The following is a 15,563-nucleotide window of genomic DNA, read 5'->3' as shown; positions in this document are numbered from 1 at the left end:
GACGGGGCTCATCCGTATCCGTATACTAGCCGGGAATGCAACGAGCACGTGTGTGTACGGACACTCAGGGCAGCAGCGTGCGAGGACCGGAAAACCCGGGAATTGTCATAGAGTGTGGCGCGCGGCCTCTGGGTTCAGGCCGAACCCAGAGGCTTTTTTCATGGGCTCAGAGCCCGGCGCTCCTCATCCGCGGCGGCCGGGTCGTCGACCCGTCGCAGGGGCTCGACCAGACAGCCGATCTCCTGGTCATCGACGGCCGCGTCGCGGGGATCGGCACTGAGCTGGCTGCGCCACACGGCACAGCAGTCTTCGACGCGCGGGATCTCGTCGTGGCCCCCGGCCTGGTCGATGTCCACGTCCACCTGCGAGATCCCGGCTTCCCGGAGAAGGAGACGCTGGAAACCGGTGCGGTCGCTGCCGCCACTGGCGGCTTCACCGCCATCTGCTGCATGCCCAACACGGAACCACCGCTCGACACGCCGGAACGAGTCGCCGACGTCATCACCCGCTCGCGTGGCCTCCCGGTTCGCGTCTACCCGATCGGCGCGATCTCGCGCGGTCGCCAGGGGCTGGAGCTGGCCGACCTCGGGGGGATGGCCGAGGCCGGAGCCATCGGCTTCTCGGACGACGGCGACAGCACGCGCGACAGCCGGGTGATGCGAGCAGCGCTCGCCTGGTCGGCCCGCTCCGGCCGGCCGATCATGGCGCACTGCGAGGATCGCGCGCTAGCAGCGGGCGGCGTCATGCACGAAGGAGCGGTCTCACGCGAGCTGGGACTGCCGGGCATCCCGGCCGCCGCCGAAGAGATCATCCTGCTACGCGACCTGGAGCTGGCGCGCCTCACTGGCGGATGGCTGCACGTGCTGCACCTGACCACGGCCCGCGGGCGACGGCTGGTGCGCGCCGCCAAGCTCGAGGGGGTCCGGGTCACGGCCGAAGTGATGCCTCATCACCTGCTTTTGACCGACGAGTGGGTAGCCGGGCGACGCCGCTTCGTCGGAGAAGACCGCGTCTTCACCGGCCCCTGCCCCGACCCTCACGCCAAGGTGAATCCACCTCTGCGCACCGAGGCCGACGCCCGCGACCTGCTCGCCGGCTTGCGCGACGGCACGATCGACATCATCGCCACCGACCACGCCCCGCACAGCGAGCGAGATAAGCCGGACGATCTGACCCGGGCCGCGTTCGGCATGATCGGCCTGGAGCTGGCGCTGCCGCTGATGCTCCGGCTGGTCGCCCGCGGCGAGTTGTCGCTACCGGAGCTGATCGACGTGCTCTCCACCCGACCCGCTGCCCTCTTCGGCCTGCCAGGGGGAACACTCAGGCCGGGTTCCCCGGCCGATGTAGTGGTGTTCGATCCCGAAGCAACCTGGCAGGTCGAGCGAGCGACGCTGGCCTCGCGGAGCTGCAACACCCCGCTCCTGGGGATGGAGCTCCACGGACAGGCGGTGCTCACGATGGTGGACGGGAAGGTAGTGTATGTCGATACGGACGCAGTTGCCTGGCGCGCTGGTCCTTGAGGACGGCCGGATCTTCCCCGGCGTGCCCTTCGGCGCTGAGACCGATGCCGAGGGGGAAGCGGTCTTCACCACTGTGATGACAGGCTATCAGGAAGTCGCCACCGATCCCTCGTTTTACGGGCAGATCGTCTGCATGACCTACCCGCTGATCGGAAACTACGGGGTCTGCCCAGAAGACGACCAGTCGCGCCGGCCCTGGATCGCCGGCATGGTCGTACGGGAGTACTGCGACGAGCCGAGCCACTGGCGCTCGACCGGCACGCTCGGCGAGTACCTCGCGCGCCACGGCATCCCGGCGCTCCACTCGGTCGATACCCGGGCTTTGACCCGGCACCTCCGCACCCGCGGGGTGATGCGGGCGGTGCTGGTTTCTGACCGCGCCGGCCGCAGCGACGATGAGCTGCGCGAGCTGGCTGGGAAGGCCTGGACGCCGAACACTGCCGATGTCGTGCCGGCTGTAGCCGGCGATTTCCGCGCGCTGGGGCCGAAGGACGCCCCGCACGTTGTCCTCATCGACCTCGGCGTCAAGGAGCACATCATCGAGTCACTGCTCCGGCGGGAGGTACGGGTCACCGTCGTGCCCTACGGCACAACGGCGAAGGCGATCCTCGCGCTGGGCCCCGACGGCGTGGTGACCTCGCCGGGGCCGGGCGACCCGGTCAACGCAGCCGCCGCGGTCTTCACCGTCCGTGACTTGGCGCGAAGCGGTCTCCCGTTCTTCGGCATCTGTCTCGGTCACCAGCTTCTAGCGCTGGCGGCCGGCGCGCAGACGAGCAAGCTCAAGTTCGGTCACCGCGGGGGGAACCACCCGGTCAAAGACCTGCTCAGCGGCCAGGTGCACATGACCTCGCAGAACCACGGCTACCAGGTGGATGCGGAGAGCCTGCCGGTAGACCAGGGCTGGCAGATCTGGATGGTCAACGTCAACGACGGCACTGTTGAGGGCTTGCGGCACCAGCGCTTGCCGGTCATGTCGGTGCAGTACCACCCGGAAGGGTCTCCGGGGCCGCAGGACAACCAGTACCTCTTCGACGAGTTCCTCGCGCTCGTCAGGGCACACTGGGAGCGACGCCAGCCGGCCGCGAGCGTGGGCCTGGCCGCCCAGGCATCCACCGGAGGGAGTGAGTAGCCGTGGGCTCCCGGGCGAACGTCTCGAACGTCCTCGTCATCGGCTCCGGGCCGATCGTCATCGGCCAAGCAGCCGAGTTCGACTACTCTGGGTCTCAGGCCCTGCGGGCCCTGCGCGAGGAAGGCGTCCGCTCGATCCTCGTCAACTCCAACCCGGCTACCATCATGACCGACGAGGACGTCGCGGATGTGGTCTACATCGAGCCGCTCACCGTTGAGGTGCTGCACCGGGTGATCGCTCGCGAGCGGCCTGACGGGCTGCTGCCCACGCTCGGCGGGCAGACGGGGCTCAACCTGGCCGTGCAGCTCGCCGAGGCCGGTATCCTCGACCGCTACGGGGTGCGCGTGCTGGGCACGCCACTGGACGCGATCCGCAAGGCCGAGGATCGACAGCTCTTCAAGGAACTCCTGATCGAGATCGGCGAGCCGGTGGTCGAGAGCGTGATCGCCTACTCGTTCGAGGAGGCGCGCCGCTTCGCCCGCCAGGTACCGCTCCCGCTCATTGTCCGCCCGGCCTATACACTCGGGGGCACCGGCGGGGGTGTCGCGACGACCCTGGAGGAGCTCGAGGCCCTCGTCCGCAGTGGCATCAATGCCAGCCCGATCGGCCAGGTGCTGGTCGAGCGCTCGCTGCTGGGCTGGAAGGAGATCGAGTACGAGGTGATGCGGGACAGCAACGATACCTGCATCACCATCTGCAACATGGAGAACTTCGACCCGATGGGCGTCCACACCGGTGACAGCATCGTGGTAGCGCCCAGCCAGACGCTCAGCGACCGCGACTACCAGATGCTGCGCTCGGCGGCGCTCAAGATCATCCGCGCGCTCGGGATCGAGGGTGGGTGCAACATCCAGTTCGCGCTCGATCCCAAGTCGTCGCAGTACTACGTGATCGAGGTAAACCCGCGCGTCAGCCGCAGCTCGGCCTTGGCCTCCAAGGCCACCGGCTACCCGATCGCTCGCGTGGCGGCCAAGATCGCGGTCGGCCGCACGCTGGACGAGCTGATGAACTCGGTGACCGGCCAGACGTCGGCCGCGTTCGAGCCAGCGCTCGACTACTGTGTCGTCAAGATCCCGCGCTGGCCCTTCGACAAGTTCCGCCAGGCCGACCGCACGCTGGGAAGCCAGATGAAGGCCACCGGCGAGGTGATGGCGATCGACCGCTCCTTCGAGGCTGCCCTGCAGAAGGCTGTGCGCTCGCTCGAGACCGACCAGCGTGATCTCTTGTGGGAAGATTCTGCCTGGGACGACCCCGAGCGGCTGCTCGAGTCCGTGCGGCGCCCGAACGATCTCCGGCTCTGGGCCCTGGCGGCCGCGCTCCGGCGCGGCTACACGCCAGAGGAGCTGAGCGAGCTGAGCGGCATCGATCCCTGGTTTACGCGCAAGCTCCGCAACATCGTCGCCCTGGAGCGACGGATCGCCGAAGAGCCGCTGAGCGATGCGCTCCTCTGGGAAGCCAAGCGGGCCGGCTTCGCCGACCACACGATGAGCGCGCTCAGCGGCGTCCCTTTGGAAGAGATCCGGCACCGGCGCTGGCAAGCAGGCTTCGTGCCGGTCTACAAGATGGTGGACACCTGCGCCGCTGAGTTCGAGGCCGCCACCCCGTACTTCTACAGCACCTACGAGGACGAGGACGAAGCGTCACCGCTCCCCGGCCCGAAGGCGGCAGTGATCGGCTCCGGGCCCATCCGGATCGGCCAGGGGATCGAGTTCGACTACTGTAGCGTCAAAGCCGCCCAAGCGCTCCACGAGGCGGGCGTTGCCGCCATCATGCTCAACAACAACCCGGAGACGGTCTCGACCGATTTCGACGCCTCGGATCGTCTTTATGTCGAGCCACTGGACGAGGAGAGCGTCTACGAGGTCTTGCGCCACGAGACCCGTGGCCAGGTTCCTGCCGCGCTCCCCCCGGTAATCCTCCAGTTCGGCGGGCAGACGGCGATCAACCTGGCACAACCGCTGGCGCGGCTCGGGGTGCCGATCCTGGGCACCTCGGACGAGGTGATCGATATCGCGGAGGATCGTCGCCGGTTCGAGCGGTTCCTGGCAGAGCTAGGGATCCCCCAGCCTCCGGGCGCCGGCGTGACCTCGCTGCGCGAGGCGTTGGAGGCAGCCGAGCGTATCGGGTACCCAGTTCTGGCACGACCCTCGTACGTGCTCGGCGGGCGCGCGATGGAGGTCGTCCACAGCCCGGAGTACCTCGAGCGCTACCTGATGACATCGGGCGCCTTCGCCAACGGCCGTCCAGTGCTGATCGATAAGTACCTGGAGGGCAAGGAGGTCGAAGTCGACGCCATCTGCGACGGGCGAGAGGTGTTGATCCCCGGCGTGATGGAGCACATCGAGCGCGCTGGAGTCCACTCCGGCGACAGCTTCGCGGTCTATCCCGGAGTCCATCTCGACCCGTCAGAGGTCGATGAGCTGGTCGAATACACTACCCGGATCGCGCTGGCCTTAGGAGCGATCGGGCTCATCAACATCCAGTTCGTGATCCACTGCGGGCGTATCCACGTGCTGGAGGTCAACCCCCGCGCCAGCCGGACAGTCCCGTTCCTGAGCAAGGTGACTGGGGTGCCGATGGTGCCGGTGGCGACCAACGTGCTGCTGGGCCGCTCCCTACGGGAGCAGGGATACGAAGGTGGGCTCTGGCCACGCCAGCCTCTGGTCGCGGTCAAGGCACCGGTCTTCTCGATGTCCAAGCTGCGCGGCGCCGAGGTCTATCTGGGACCCGAGATGAAGTCCACCGGTGAGGCGATGGGTATCGATCGCAGCTTTGCGCCGGCGCTGTACAAGGCACTGATCGCGGCCGGGCTGGCGCTGCCGCCGCGCTGCGGCGTGCTGGTGAGTTTGGCCGACCAAGACAAGGCTGCCGCGATGGATATCGTGGAAACGCTCGTGCAGATGGGTCACCGCATCTACGCGACCGAGGGGACGGCAACGGCCATCGAGCGGCAGGGTCTCCCGGTCCAGATGGTGCCCAAGCGTATCGGCCAGGGCTCCCCGAACGTGCTGGATCTGATCCTCGACGGTACGGTCCGGGCAGTGATCAACACCCCAGGGCGAGATGACTATACGGTTCAGGACGGCTTCAAGATTCGCCGGGCAGCGGTAGAGCGCGGCATCCCGTGCATCACCTCGCTCGACACCGCGAGGGCCGTCGTCAAGGCCGCGAGCCTCGGCGGCGACACATTCACCGTCCAGCCACTGCCGCTGTACCGCCGGGCGGTGCCGGCCCCAATCACCGGCTGAGGACGGCCGCCATGCGCTGGATCGTGCCGCTCCTGGCACTCATCCCGCTGGCCATCGCGCTCGAGTTCCTACACGCCAGCCCGCTGCTGATTCTCATCGTCTCAGCAGTGGCATTGATCCCGCTGGCTGCCCTCCTCGGCCGGGCTACGGAGGCGCTCGCGGCGCACGCTGGGGCTTGGGTCGGCGCGTTGCTGAACTCGACGCTCGGCAATGCCGCGGAGCTGATCATTGCCTTCGCTGGCATCCGGGCCGGTTTACCGGAACTGGTGAAGGCCAGCATCTCGGGGTCGATCCTAGGCAACCTGCTGCTGATCCTCGGCGCCAGCCTGCTCGTTGGCGGCCTACGACACGGACGCCAGCGGTTCAATCCCCATATCGCCGGCGTCTCCGCCACCATGATGACGCTCGCAGTGATCGTGCTGGTGGTTCCCGGGCTGTTCATCCTCGGGCCCCAACCGATCCAGGGTGCCTCAGTGGAGTTCCTGAGCTTGACCGTCTCCGCAGTGCTGATCGTCATCTACGGGCTCTATTTGCTCTACAGCATTCGCCATCAGCAAGAGGTACCGCATGCGGCTCCGGCCGAGGAGGCGGGCGTCCACTGGCGCCCGAGGACCGCACTGGCAGTCCTCATCGGGTCCACGATCGGCGTCGTGATCATGAGCGAGCTGCTCGTCGCGGCCGTCGAGCCGGTCATCGCCGCCACCGGCATCTCCGAGTTCTTCCTCGGGGTGATGCTGATTCCGCTGGTCGGCAACGTCGCCGAGCACTTCGTTGCCGTGCAAGTGGCAGCCGATAATAAGATGGATCTCAGCCTGGGCATCGCTTACGGATCGAGCCTGCAAATCGCGCTGCTGGTGGCGCCGCTGCTGGTCTTCGGCAGTCTCGCGCTCGGGCAGCCGATGACGCTGGTCTTCAACATGTACGAGCTGATCGCCCTGGTCGGCGCGGCGCTCATCTCGTCGCTGATCGCGGCAGATGGGGAATCGAACTGGCTCGAGGGCGCACAGCTCCTGGTCGTCTACATCGCCCTCGGGCTGGGGTTCTTCTTCCTACCCTGATAGCTCGGTGGTTGTCCGACAACGCCACCAGCGGTGCGGGAGGTTCGCGAGGTGAGCGAGTTCATGCTGGAACCGGTACTCGAGGAGATCGGCGCGCTACGGAGCGGGCATTTCCTGCTCGCCTCCGGCCGTCACAGCGATCGCTACGTGGAAAAGTTCGAGCTGCTGCGCCGTCCGAGGCTGGTCGAAGCGGCCTGTGCCGAGCTGCTCCGCCGGCTGCCCTGGCGGGAGATCGATGTCGTCGCGGGCCCGACGACCGGTGGCATTCTGCTGGCCTACGAGCTCGCACGCCAACTCGGCGTGCGAGCGGCCTACGCCGAGCGGGCGGAGGCCGGAGCGGCGCAGCGCGTGTTCCGCCGGGGCACGACGTTCCCAGAAGGCGCGCGGGTGCTGGTCGTCGACGACATCCTCACGACCGGCGGTTCGGTACGCGAGACGCTGGCAGCGCTGCGGGGATACCCTGTCGCCGTTCTGGGCGCGGCCGTGCTGGTCGATCGGAGCACAACCCCGGTAGACCTCGGTGTGCCGTTGATCGCGCTGGCCCGGCTCGAGATCGCGAGCTGGGACGCCGCCGAGTGCCCCCTGTGCCAGCGGGGGACGCCGCTGGTCAAGCCGGGTACCTCAGCTCCGGAACGCGCAGCGAGCCAGCGCGCAGGCACATCGCCCGAGAGGCCGTAGCGTTCCCGCACTCGCCCTCCTGCTCGGGTGGCTCTCGTATCCGGCATCGCGCGCGGAATCGTAGCCGGGTTTCGCTTCCCTGGCATCGTGGGGTGCGAGTGGGAACCTATCAGCCATCTCCAGCGTCGTTGATTACGGGCCGCGCGTCCGCGGTCTGTTTCAAATAGGCCAGCCGTTCCGGAACCCGGCGTTCAGGCACGGGTAGCCGGCTACCGGAGCGTCTTGACACATCGCCCGCATCGGGCGAGAATGGTCTCGTTAGAACCCAATCATCGAGAGTACAACATTTACTAGGGAGCTGACGAGCAGGAGAGCGCATCGTTCGCCGAGATCCTACCGATCATTCGCCTACGGTTTGGTTGGCCCCACTCAGGTGATGGGGGTATTGGAGACGCGAACCGGCGCGAAATCCACAGACCTCGCGAGCGATCGTAGATGGGAGGGACTATGTGGTATCGAGTTCTGGTGGTACTCTTCGCGCTGGTTACGCTGGCGCTCGGCACGCCCGAGCTTGCTCGCGCCGACCATGACACAGGTCCCACGCGGGTCTACTTCCCCGAAACCGGCCATTACCTGAGCAACGCCTTTCTCGATTACTGGCGGCACAACGGTGGCCTGGCGATCTTCGGCTACCCGATCTCCGAGGAGTTGACCGAGAACGGTGTGACCGTCCAGTACTTCGAGCGCGCGGTGTTCGAGTGGCGCCCCGATGCGCCTGACGGCTGGAAAGTGCAGCTCCGACGGTTGGGGGCCGAGCTGGCCGGGAGCGGCTCCAACGCGCTGGCCTTCCGGCGCATCGACGCGTCGAGCGACGCTCACTGCACGTTCTTTCCGGAGACCGGGCACCGTCTGTGCAACGGCTTCCGGGCATACTGGGAACAGCACGGTGGCCTGCGAATCTTCGGCTACCCGCTGAGCGAGGAATTTGTCGAGGACGGCTTCATCGTCCAGTATTTCGAGCGGGCGCGTTTCGAGTATCACCCCGAGCACGCTGGCACCCCCTACGAGGTGCAGCTCGGCCACCTGGGCCTGGCTGTCGCAGAGACCGCGGGGGTCGACCGGGCGCCGCTGGCTCCGGTCCCCGGCGTCCCGAACTACGATCCCGGACTCTGGCAGCAGATCGGTCCAGCCAGCGTCACGTCACCGCTGGCGGGCGCACCTGTCCACGAGTCGAAGTGGATCGAGGTAGACCTCTCGGACCAGTATCTACGGGCCTGGGAGAACAACCGGCTTGTCTTCGGGACGTACGTCTCGACGGGCTTGCCCCAGTACGCGACGCCGCCCGGCACCTACCGGATCTACGCGAAGCTGCGCTACGAGCGCATGCGCGGCGGCACCCCTGGCATCGATTACTACGATCTGCCCAACGTGCCGCATACGATGTACTTCTACGGAGGCTATGCCATCCACGGCGCGTACTGGCACAAGAACTTCGGGAGAGTGATGAGCCACGGCTGTGTCAACCTGCCGCTGGGAGCAGCGGAGTGGATGTATAGCTGGGCGCCCGTCGGGACCTTGGTCTGGATCCACCCGTAAGCGAGTCAGCGCATGGCCAGTCTCACGCGGCGCCCGGCAGAGCAGCCCCCGGCGCAGGTGCGCGACAGCCTGGGATGTCGGGCCAGCCGGCATCCCTGAATGCTTACGGGCTACGATGGGCACATTCTCGCCGGGGACAACGCTGCCGGACTCGATCGGCTCCCCGAACCCTCTCCAACCGGAACACGTCGATCTTCTGCCGGGGACAACGGAATTGCGCCTCCGCGTCCCGCTCGCCTATTTCGAGGTGGCATCGCAGGCCGATCGCGCCGGAGCGAGCCCTCTGAAATGAACGGGATGTAGTAGGCTGTCGCCCGGCAGGTCGTGCCGCACGCATGGCCCGGAGGAACGCGTGGCCCGCCGAGTTCGCATCCTGATCGCGCTCATCGTTTTGACGACTATCGCCATCGCCTGTCCGTCCCGAGATGAGCCGGGACCAGGGACGCAACTCCCTGCACCGGCACCGACCCCGCCTGCGCGTTCAGCCGAGACCGCCACGCCTATCCCGTCGCCCACCCCGACGATCTATCCGATGCCGACTCCATCGTTGACCCCAGTCGCCCTGCCGGCCGGTTGCTCGGTCGAGGAGGTGAGCCGGCTTCTCGACGAGTATCTCTCGTCGTTCAATCTGGGAGATGTAGACCGCCTGCGCCGGCTGTTTGCGAGCGCTGGAACGCCCACGACCACCTCCTGGTACGCGGTGGTCGCACGTGACGAGGCTGGTGTCACCACCGGCACCTTTGCGACCACGCCTGAAGACTATCTCCGCTATGTCGCTCAGCGACACGCGCAAGAGGAACGATTGGAGCCGCTGGAGCTCGTCGATATCCACGCGCTCGGAACCGCGCGTACCGGCGGCGAACAGGTCTCGGTGACCGTCGCGCTGCTTCGGCAGGCCCGAGATCTCCTGGCGCGCCCAGTGCTGGCCCAGTTCCGACTCTCCTGCCCAGATCGACTGATCCTCGGTCTCAGCGTCGGAGACTCGGCCCCCAACGTCATCCCGGAGGATCCCACCGGCGTGCTCGAAGGGGCACTACGCCAGCGTCCGCTCCGGCTGCCCGAGCTGGAGCCGAACGATGATTGCCCGCGGTCGTCCTGGGCGTTTGGATTAACGATCGGCGAAGGCCCGGTCTACGTTACGATCGGGCCTGACAGCGTGGTCAATCTCGGTGGGCCGATGGCCTCCGAGCAGGAAGACGGCACTTCCCGCTGGAGCGCCTCCTGGTTCGTCGGCCCTGACTACAGCGGTCCGTTGCTGATTCGCGGCCGCCAGATCGACGGCTCGGGCACCCTGCTCCTGGCAGACGATAAATCGAGCGCGGCGAGGGACGAGCTGCTTCTGCCACCGGCGCTCGAGGGCGAAGCGACGACCGACGCCGCCGGGTGGACCACCTGGCCGGTCGCGGTCATCGTTCCCGGCCCTGGCTGCTACGCCATCCAGATCGATGGTGCCGACTTTCAGCAGGTGATCGTGTTCCAGGCGATCTCTGGCACACCCGATGACGTGCTCCCCTTGCCCCCCCAGGAGAGCCTGCCGCGCGGGCTGATCGTCCTCTCGGCATTTCGCGCCGGTGCTGACCAGGTACGCCTGGCCTTGTGGAACGAGTCGCTCGTCATCCGGCTGAGCGTGGGCCTCTCAGGCCCCGGACCCCTAGAGCTGGCCGGGGCAACCCGGTGCGTCGAGGGCGCAGCGGGCATCGGGCCGATGTGCTGGCAGGACGACCCGCGGGGAGGGTGGCCGCAGGCGGCGGTCTGGGACGATGGGCGGCGCCGCTACCACCTGGTCGTCCTGGAGGCCGAGCCGGGGAGCTGGTCGCAGGAGGATCTGCTGGCCCTCGCCCAGGCCTTCACGCAGGAGAGTCCCACTACAGCCCCGTAGTAGCAAAGGCACGTAGTTTCAGCGTCTCCGGGTAAGAGTTCAGAAGGCAGGGCCGCACACGCAATCCAGCGTCCAAGTCGCGTGAGGCTACGATGGATCGCCAGCATGGGCTGTCTTATGTTACAAAACCGCTTGACATGGTCACCATATGACATTAAAATCGCAAATAGCCTTTCACGCTGTGTTCTGAGCAGATGTCCGCATAATGGACAACGGTCACAAAAGGATACTGCCCATCATGGTTCGTCAGAACGGCAGACGGCAAATCTCGTCCACTGTACTGAAAGCACTGGACATTCTTGACTGCTTTGCGACGGAGCACCGTCCACTCTCGGTAAGCCAGATAGCAGAACAGTGCGGTCTTACGCGCCCGACAGCGCACCGATTAGTGACAACCCTGGCTGGGCGCGGGTACCTGACGACGACAGCGGATGGGCGCTACCGGCTAGGCTCGAAGGTATTGCGCCTGGCACGTGGTTTGCTCGATTACACGAGCCTTCCCACAGTTGCCCGCCCTATTCTCTCGACACTCGCGCAAGCAGTTGGGGAGACCGTCTACCTGGGAATGCTCGACGGAACCGAAGTTCTTTATCTCGACAAGTACGAGACTCCGAAATCGGCACGCCTCTATTCCGTCGTTGGCACCCGAAATCCCGTCTACTGCACAGCTCTAGGCAAGGCGCTGTTGGCCTTCCTGCCGACCATACAGCGTGACGACGTGCTGTCGCGAATCACCCTGATCAAACGAGCACGAAACACGATTCTCGACCCCGCGCGGCTGCTTGCCGAACTCGAAGATATCCGCGCACGCGGGTACGCACTAGACAACGTGGAGAACGAGGAAGGGATCCGCTGTATCGCAGCGCCCATCCTGAACGCGTCCCAGTACCCCATCGCTGCGATCAGCGTCTCTGGGCCCGAGACCAGATTGACTGATGATCGGGTTCAAGACGTGGCGCCGGCAGTGAAGGAGGCCGCGACGCAGATCGCGGCTCAACTCGGATTCGGAGGAGGTGCTTAATGGGACGCATCAGCCGACGGCAGTTCCTGGTGTTGGCTGGAGCAGCGACTGGTTCCGTGCTCCTCGCTGCCTGTGGCGGCGAACCAGCGGCAACGCCGACCCCAACAGCTCAGCCGACACCCACGCCTCAGCCTTCTGGTCAGTCAACCGCGCCCTCACAAGCCCAGGCCAGCACTCCCACGACCACTGAGGCGGTGGAGATCGACCTGTCCCAATGGTCACCCGATTACGTCAGGGAGATCGCCGGAACGATCGGCGAGACCGACACAAAGGCATTCGTATCCTCAGTGGTGCCGCTCGAGACTACGGGTAACCTCAGCTACTGGTACATTGGCCCAGCTGAGACCGATCCTCAGATTTCGAAAGACTTCGACAAGCAGTTTTGGGATGCCTGGGAGTCCACCTATCCTGGCATCTCCACGGACGTGCAGAGACTGACCTACGCTGACATGCTGGATAAGATCCGCACGGCTGCCACCGGAAACGCAGCCCCGATGGTTGCAACCATGCCGATCCTGTGGGGTGTCGAGTTCGCTGCTAAGGGTCAGCTCGCCGAAATATCGCCAGAAGAGTTCGGTTTCAAGGAGAGTGACTTCTGGCCCGGCGCGCTCAAGTCCTGCCGCTGGCAGGGCAAGCTGTACGGTCTGCCCACCAACAACGAGAGCATGGCGCTCATCTGGAACAAGCAACTCTTCCGAGAGGCTGGGCTAGATCCTGAACAACCCCCCAAGACCTGGGAAGATCTGGTCACCTATTCAAAGCAGATTAAGGACGCGACCGGCAAGTATGGCTACGGCCTGGTCGCGCGCCAGAACCATGGCAACACTCCGTTCAGATTTATGCCTATCGTGTGGGCGTACGGGGGCGGGGCATTCGACGAGGCAGAGGAATCTCCGACCTACCAGTCGACACTCATTAATAACGAGGGAAGTATCGCCGCGCTCGAAGTTTACTATAATCTCTTCGTTCGCGACCAGTCCGTGCCCGCAAGCGCCTTGACAAATACGAACGCGGAGAATACGGATCTCTTTTTCGCCGGCCAGCTTGGAATGTATATCGGGCATCCCTCCGAGTTCGCGGTCATGGTCGATCGCGCGAACAAGGCGACTGGCGCCGACAAAGAACGGGCGATGCAACTCCTCGACAACATCGGATACGCGTTGCTCCCTGAGGGTCCAGTTCGCCGTGCAGTCGTGCTCGGCGGCTCGAACATCCACATCTTCAACGAGCGCTTCGTCCGTGGAGGCAAAGTTGACCGCACGGCAGCTCGCGCGTTCATCGCCTTCCGATGCAGCCCTGAATGGTCAATTAAAGCGGTGTGGGCTTCTTCGAACCCTGGCACCCTGCAAGCGTTTCGCACGTCCTGGATGCAACAGCGACTCGAGCAAGTACGGTTCCTCGAGGTTACGACGGCGATGCTCAAGTACGGGGTACCGTTCCCGGTAGTCCCCGAATCTACCCAGATCATGAACATCATCATCCCGGATATGATCCACAACGCGCTTACGGGCAAGATGAACGTCAAGGAGGCAGCGAACGACGCGGCGGAGAAGATCCAAGCCTTGATGAAGCAGCGCCCGTCTTGACATGCGGGGGAGTACCGATGGACCACGCAGGACGAGGTCCAGCCGTACGAGCGCTTCCGGGCAGACGCGGGGCGACGAAAGGGCGTTCTCGGGCCAGTGAAGTAGCCGCCGACTATGCATACATCCTGCCCGCGCTCGCGGTACTGGTTTTCGTTGTCGGCTACCCGATTGTTTACACATTGGTTCTGAGCTTCTACGAGACGCCTCCCTCCTTACCTGGTCGCTTTTGGACTGGCCTGGGCAATTACCGCACCATCCTTACCAGCGCCGAATTTTTCGACGTGACTCTCAACACGGTCTACTGGGCGCTGCCGTCGACGATCCTCGCCTTCGCGCTGGGGATCCCGGCAGCGCTCGCCCTTAATCAAGGTCTGCCGGGACAGGGGATCTTGCGAGGGCTCCTACTCATCCCATGGGTCATCAGCACGGTCACGGCGGCGTATGTCTGGCGGTGGCTCTACCACGCGGACTTCGGGTTGGTTAACGGCTTCTTAATGCAGCTTGGACTGATCAGCCGACCGATTCTCTTTCTGGACTCTCCGACGCTTGTCATTCCAGCACTCATTGTGGTGAACGTGTGGAAAACGTTCCCCTTCGTGATGGTGATGACCCTGGCGGGGTTGCAGACCGTGCCGCGGGAGTTGCTCGAAGCGGCTGCAATCGATGGTGCAACTGCGGTGAGGCGCTTCTGGCACGTGACCGTCCCGTATCTGCGCAACGTGCTCTTCGTCACGTTCATCCTGCTCCTCATCAGCAATCTCGAGCACTTCACCATCCCGTGGCTCATGACCGGCGGAGGCCCAGCGCGCGCTTCGCAGATCTGGAGTATCGACATCTACACGATAGCGTTCCGATCGCTCCAGTTCGGCCTGGCCTCGGCATATTCCACGATCGTGTTTGCAATCGTGCTCGTTTTCGCTTACCTCTACGTGCGCGCGCTCACCAAGGAGGATACGGTACGATGAGCGCTTCCGTGTCGACTCGACCTGGCGGACGGCCTCGACCGTGGATACAACCCCATCTCGTCCTGGCCGCGCTGACTATCGGTCTCCTGCTTCTCTTCGTGCTACTTCCCATGGCATGGATGATCTCCACATCGTTCAAGTCGCAGGTCGCTGCGATGCAGCAGCCACCACGCTGGATTCCGGAAGTGCCGACGTTTGAGAACTACGCGAAGCTGCTCGATCCTCGCGGGGAAGGCGGTCGGTGGTTCCTACGCTATCTCCTGAACAGCTTTATCGTCTCAACCGCGACGACAGTACTCGGCACGGCCGTGGCGGTTCCGGCGGCCTATGCATTCTCGCGGTTCCGATTCCCGGGACGTCGGCTGCTGTTCATGACGATCCTCGTGCGTAACATGTTTCCTGCTGTAGTCTTCCTTATCCCGCTGTTCATCTTGATGCGCACCTTCGGCCTGGTCGACCGGCACGCGTCCCTGATCATCACCTACATGACCTTTGGCCTGCCCCTGGCCATCTGGCTTCTCAAGGGTTACTACGACAATATCCCGACCGAGCTCGAAGAGGCTGCGCTCGTCGATGGGGCGACGCGATTCTTTGCCTTTGTGCGTGTCGTCATGCCGCTCTCGGTGCCGGGGATCGTAGCGGCGGCGATCTATGTCTTCATTCAGGCCTGGAACGAGTACCTCTATGCCCTTACGTTCTTGAACAGCGACGAGCTGATGACCCTGCCCGTCGGCCTCCAAAGTTATTTCAGCGAGTTCGTGACCGACTGGCCCGGGTTGATGGCATCGTCTTTCGTGATGAGCATCCCGGTCGTCGTCCTCTTCATGGTTCTCCAGCGCTACTTCGTCCGTGCGCTTACCGAAGGCGCACTCAAGACATGAGATCGGACGGAGCAACCAGCCCATAGGCCCTAGCCCCCTGATGTTGGGTCACCGAGAGCTCA

General features: G+C 64.8%; 11 protein-coding genes. All 11 read left to right on the top strand.

Translation table 11 applies throughout. The annotated features are described in order from the left end of the window. Window positions 1-77: 77 nt before the first annotated feature. The 11 genes from NET02_RS07300 to NET02_RS07250 all read left to right on the top strand — a co-directional run bounded on the left by NET02_RS07300 (window position 78) and on the right by NET02_RS07250 (window position 15,501). The gene (locus tag NET02_RS07300) at window positions 78-1,520 is read left to right on the top strand and encodes a dihydroorotase (protein WP_284056727.1); all 1,443 of its coding nucleotides are present in this window, start codon (window positions 78-80) and stop codon (window positions 1,518-1,520) included. Continuing rightward, window positions 1,480-2,649, top strand: a complete 1,170-nt coding sequence (gene carA / locus NET02_RS07295) for a glutamine-hydrolyzing carbamoyl-phosphate synthase small subunit (protein WP_284056726.1) — start codon at window positions 1,480-1,482, stop codon at window positions 2,647-2,649. The genes NET02_RS07300 and carA overlap by 41 nt, the downstream gene beginning before the upstream one ends. 2 nt (window positions 2,650-2,651) lie before the next feature. Then, on the top strand, window positions 2,652-5,897 hold the full coding sequence (carB, locus tag NET02_RS07290; protein WP_284056725.1) for a carbamoyl-phosphate synthase large subunit: 3,246 nt from the start codon (window positions 2,652-2,654) through the stop codon (window positions 5,895-5,897). 11 nt (window positions 5,898-5,908) lie between these two features. Then, window positions 5,909-6,955, top strand: coding sequence for a calcium/proton exchanger (gene cax, locus NET02_RS07285; protein ID WP_284056724.1), 1,047 nt, complete (start codon window positions 5,909-5,911; stop codon window positions 6,953-6,955). A 51-nt stretch (window positions 6,956-7,006) separates the two neighbouring features. Continuing rightward, window positions 7,007-7,633: an orotate phosphoribosyltransferase gene (pyrE, locus tag NET02_RS07280; protein WP_284056723.1), complete on the top strand. Its 627-nt coding sequence runs from the start codon at window positions 7,007-7,009 to the stop codon at window positions 7,631-7,633. A 447-nt stretch (window positions 7,634-8,080) separates the two neighbouring features. After that, the gene (locus NET02_RS07275) at window positions 8,081-9,169 is read left to right on the top strand and encodes a L,D-transpeptidase family protein (protein WP_284056722.1); all 1,089 of its coding nucleotides are present in this window, start codon (window positions 8,081-8,083) and stop codon (window positions 9,167-9,169) included. Window positions 9,170-9,701: 532 nt separating this feature from the next. Next, window positions 9,702-11,048 carry a hypothetical protein gene (locus tag NET02_RS07270; protein WP_284056721.1) on the top strand — a complete coding sequence of 449 codons (1,347 nt, stop codon included), beginning with the start codon at window positions 9,702-9,704 and terminating at the stop codon, window positions 11,046-11,048. A gap of 238 nt (window positions 11,049-11,286) precedes the next feature. After that, window positions 11,287-12,069 (top strand): IclR family transcriptional regulator, encoded by a 783-nt coding sequence (locus NET02_RS07265; protein WP_284056720.1) that lies wholly within the window; start codon window positions 11,287-11,289, stop codon window positions 12,067-12,069. Further along, a complete protein-coding gene (locus NET02_RS07260; RefSeq protein ID WP_284056719.1) occupies window positions 12,069-13,655 on the top strand; it encodes an extracellular solute-binding protein in 1,587 nt (528 codons plus the stop codon). The genes NET02_RS07265 and NET02_RS07260 overlap by 1 nt, the downstream gene beginning before the upstream one ends. Before the next feature lie 17 nt (window positions 13,656-13,672). Next, the gene (locus NET02_RS07255) at window positions 13,673-14,620 is read left to right on the top strand and encodes a carbohydrate ABC transporter permease (protein ID WP_284056718.1); all 948 of its coding nucleotides are present in this window, start codon (window positions 13,673-13,675) and stop codon (window positions 14,618-14,620) included. Continuing rightward, entirely contained in the window at window positions 14,617-15,501 is an 885-nt protein-coding gene (locus NET02_RS07250) for a carbohydrate ABC transporter permease (RefSeq protein ID WP_284056717.1), read from the top strand. Before NET02_RS07255 ends, NET02_RS07250 begins: the two co-directional genes overlap by 4 nt. The last annotated feature ends 62 nt before the right edge of the window (window positions 15,502-15,563 follow it).

It is taken from the genome of Thermalbibacter longus, from assembly GCF_023806485.1.
Lineage (GTDB): Bacteria > Chloroflexota > Chloroflexia > Thermomicrobiales > Thermomicrobiaceae > Thermalbibacter > Thermalbibacter longus.
This window is presented reverse-complemented; position numbering and strand designations above follow the sequence as displayed.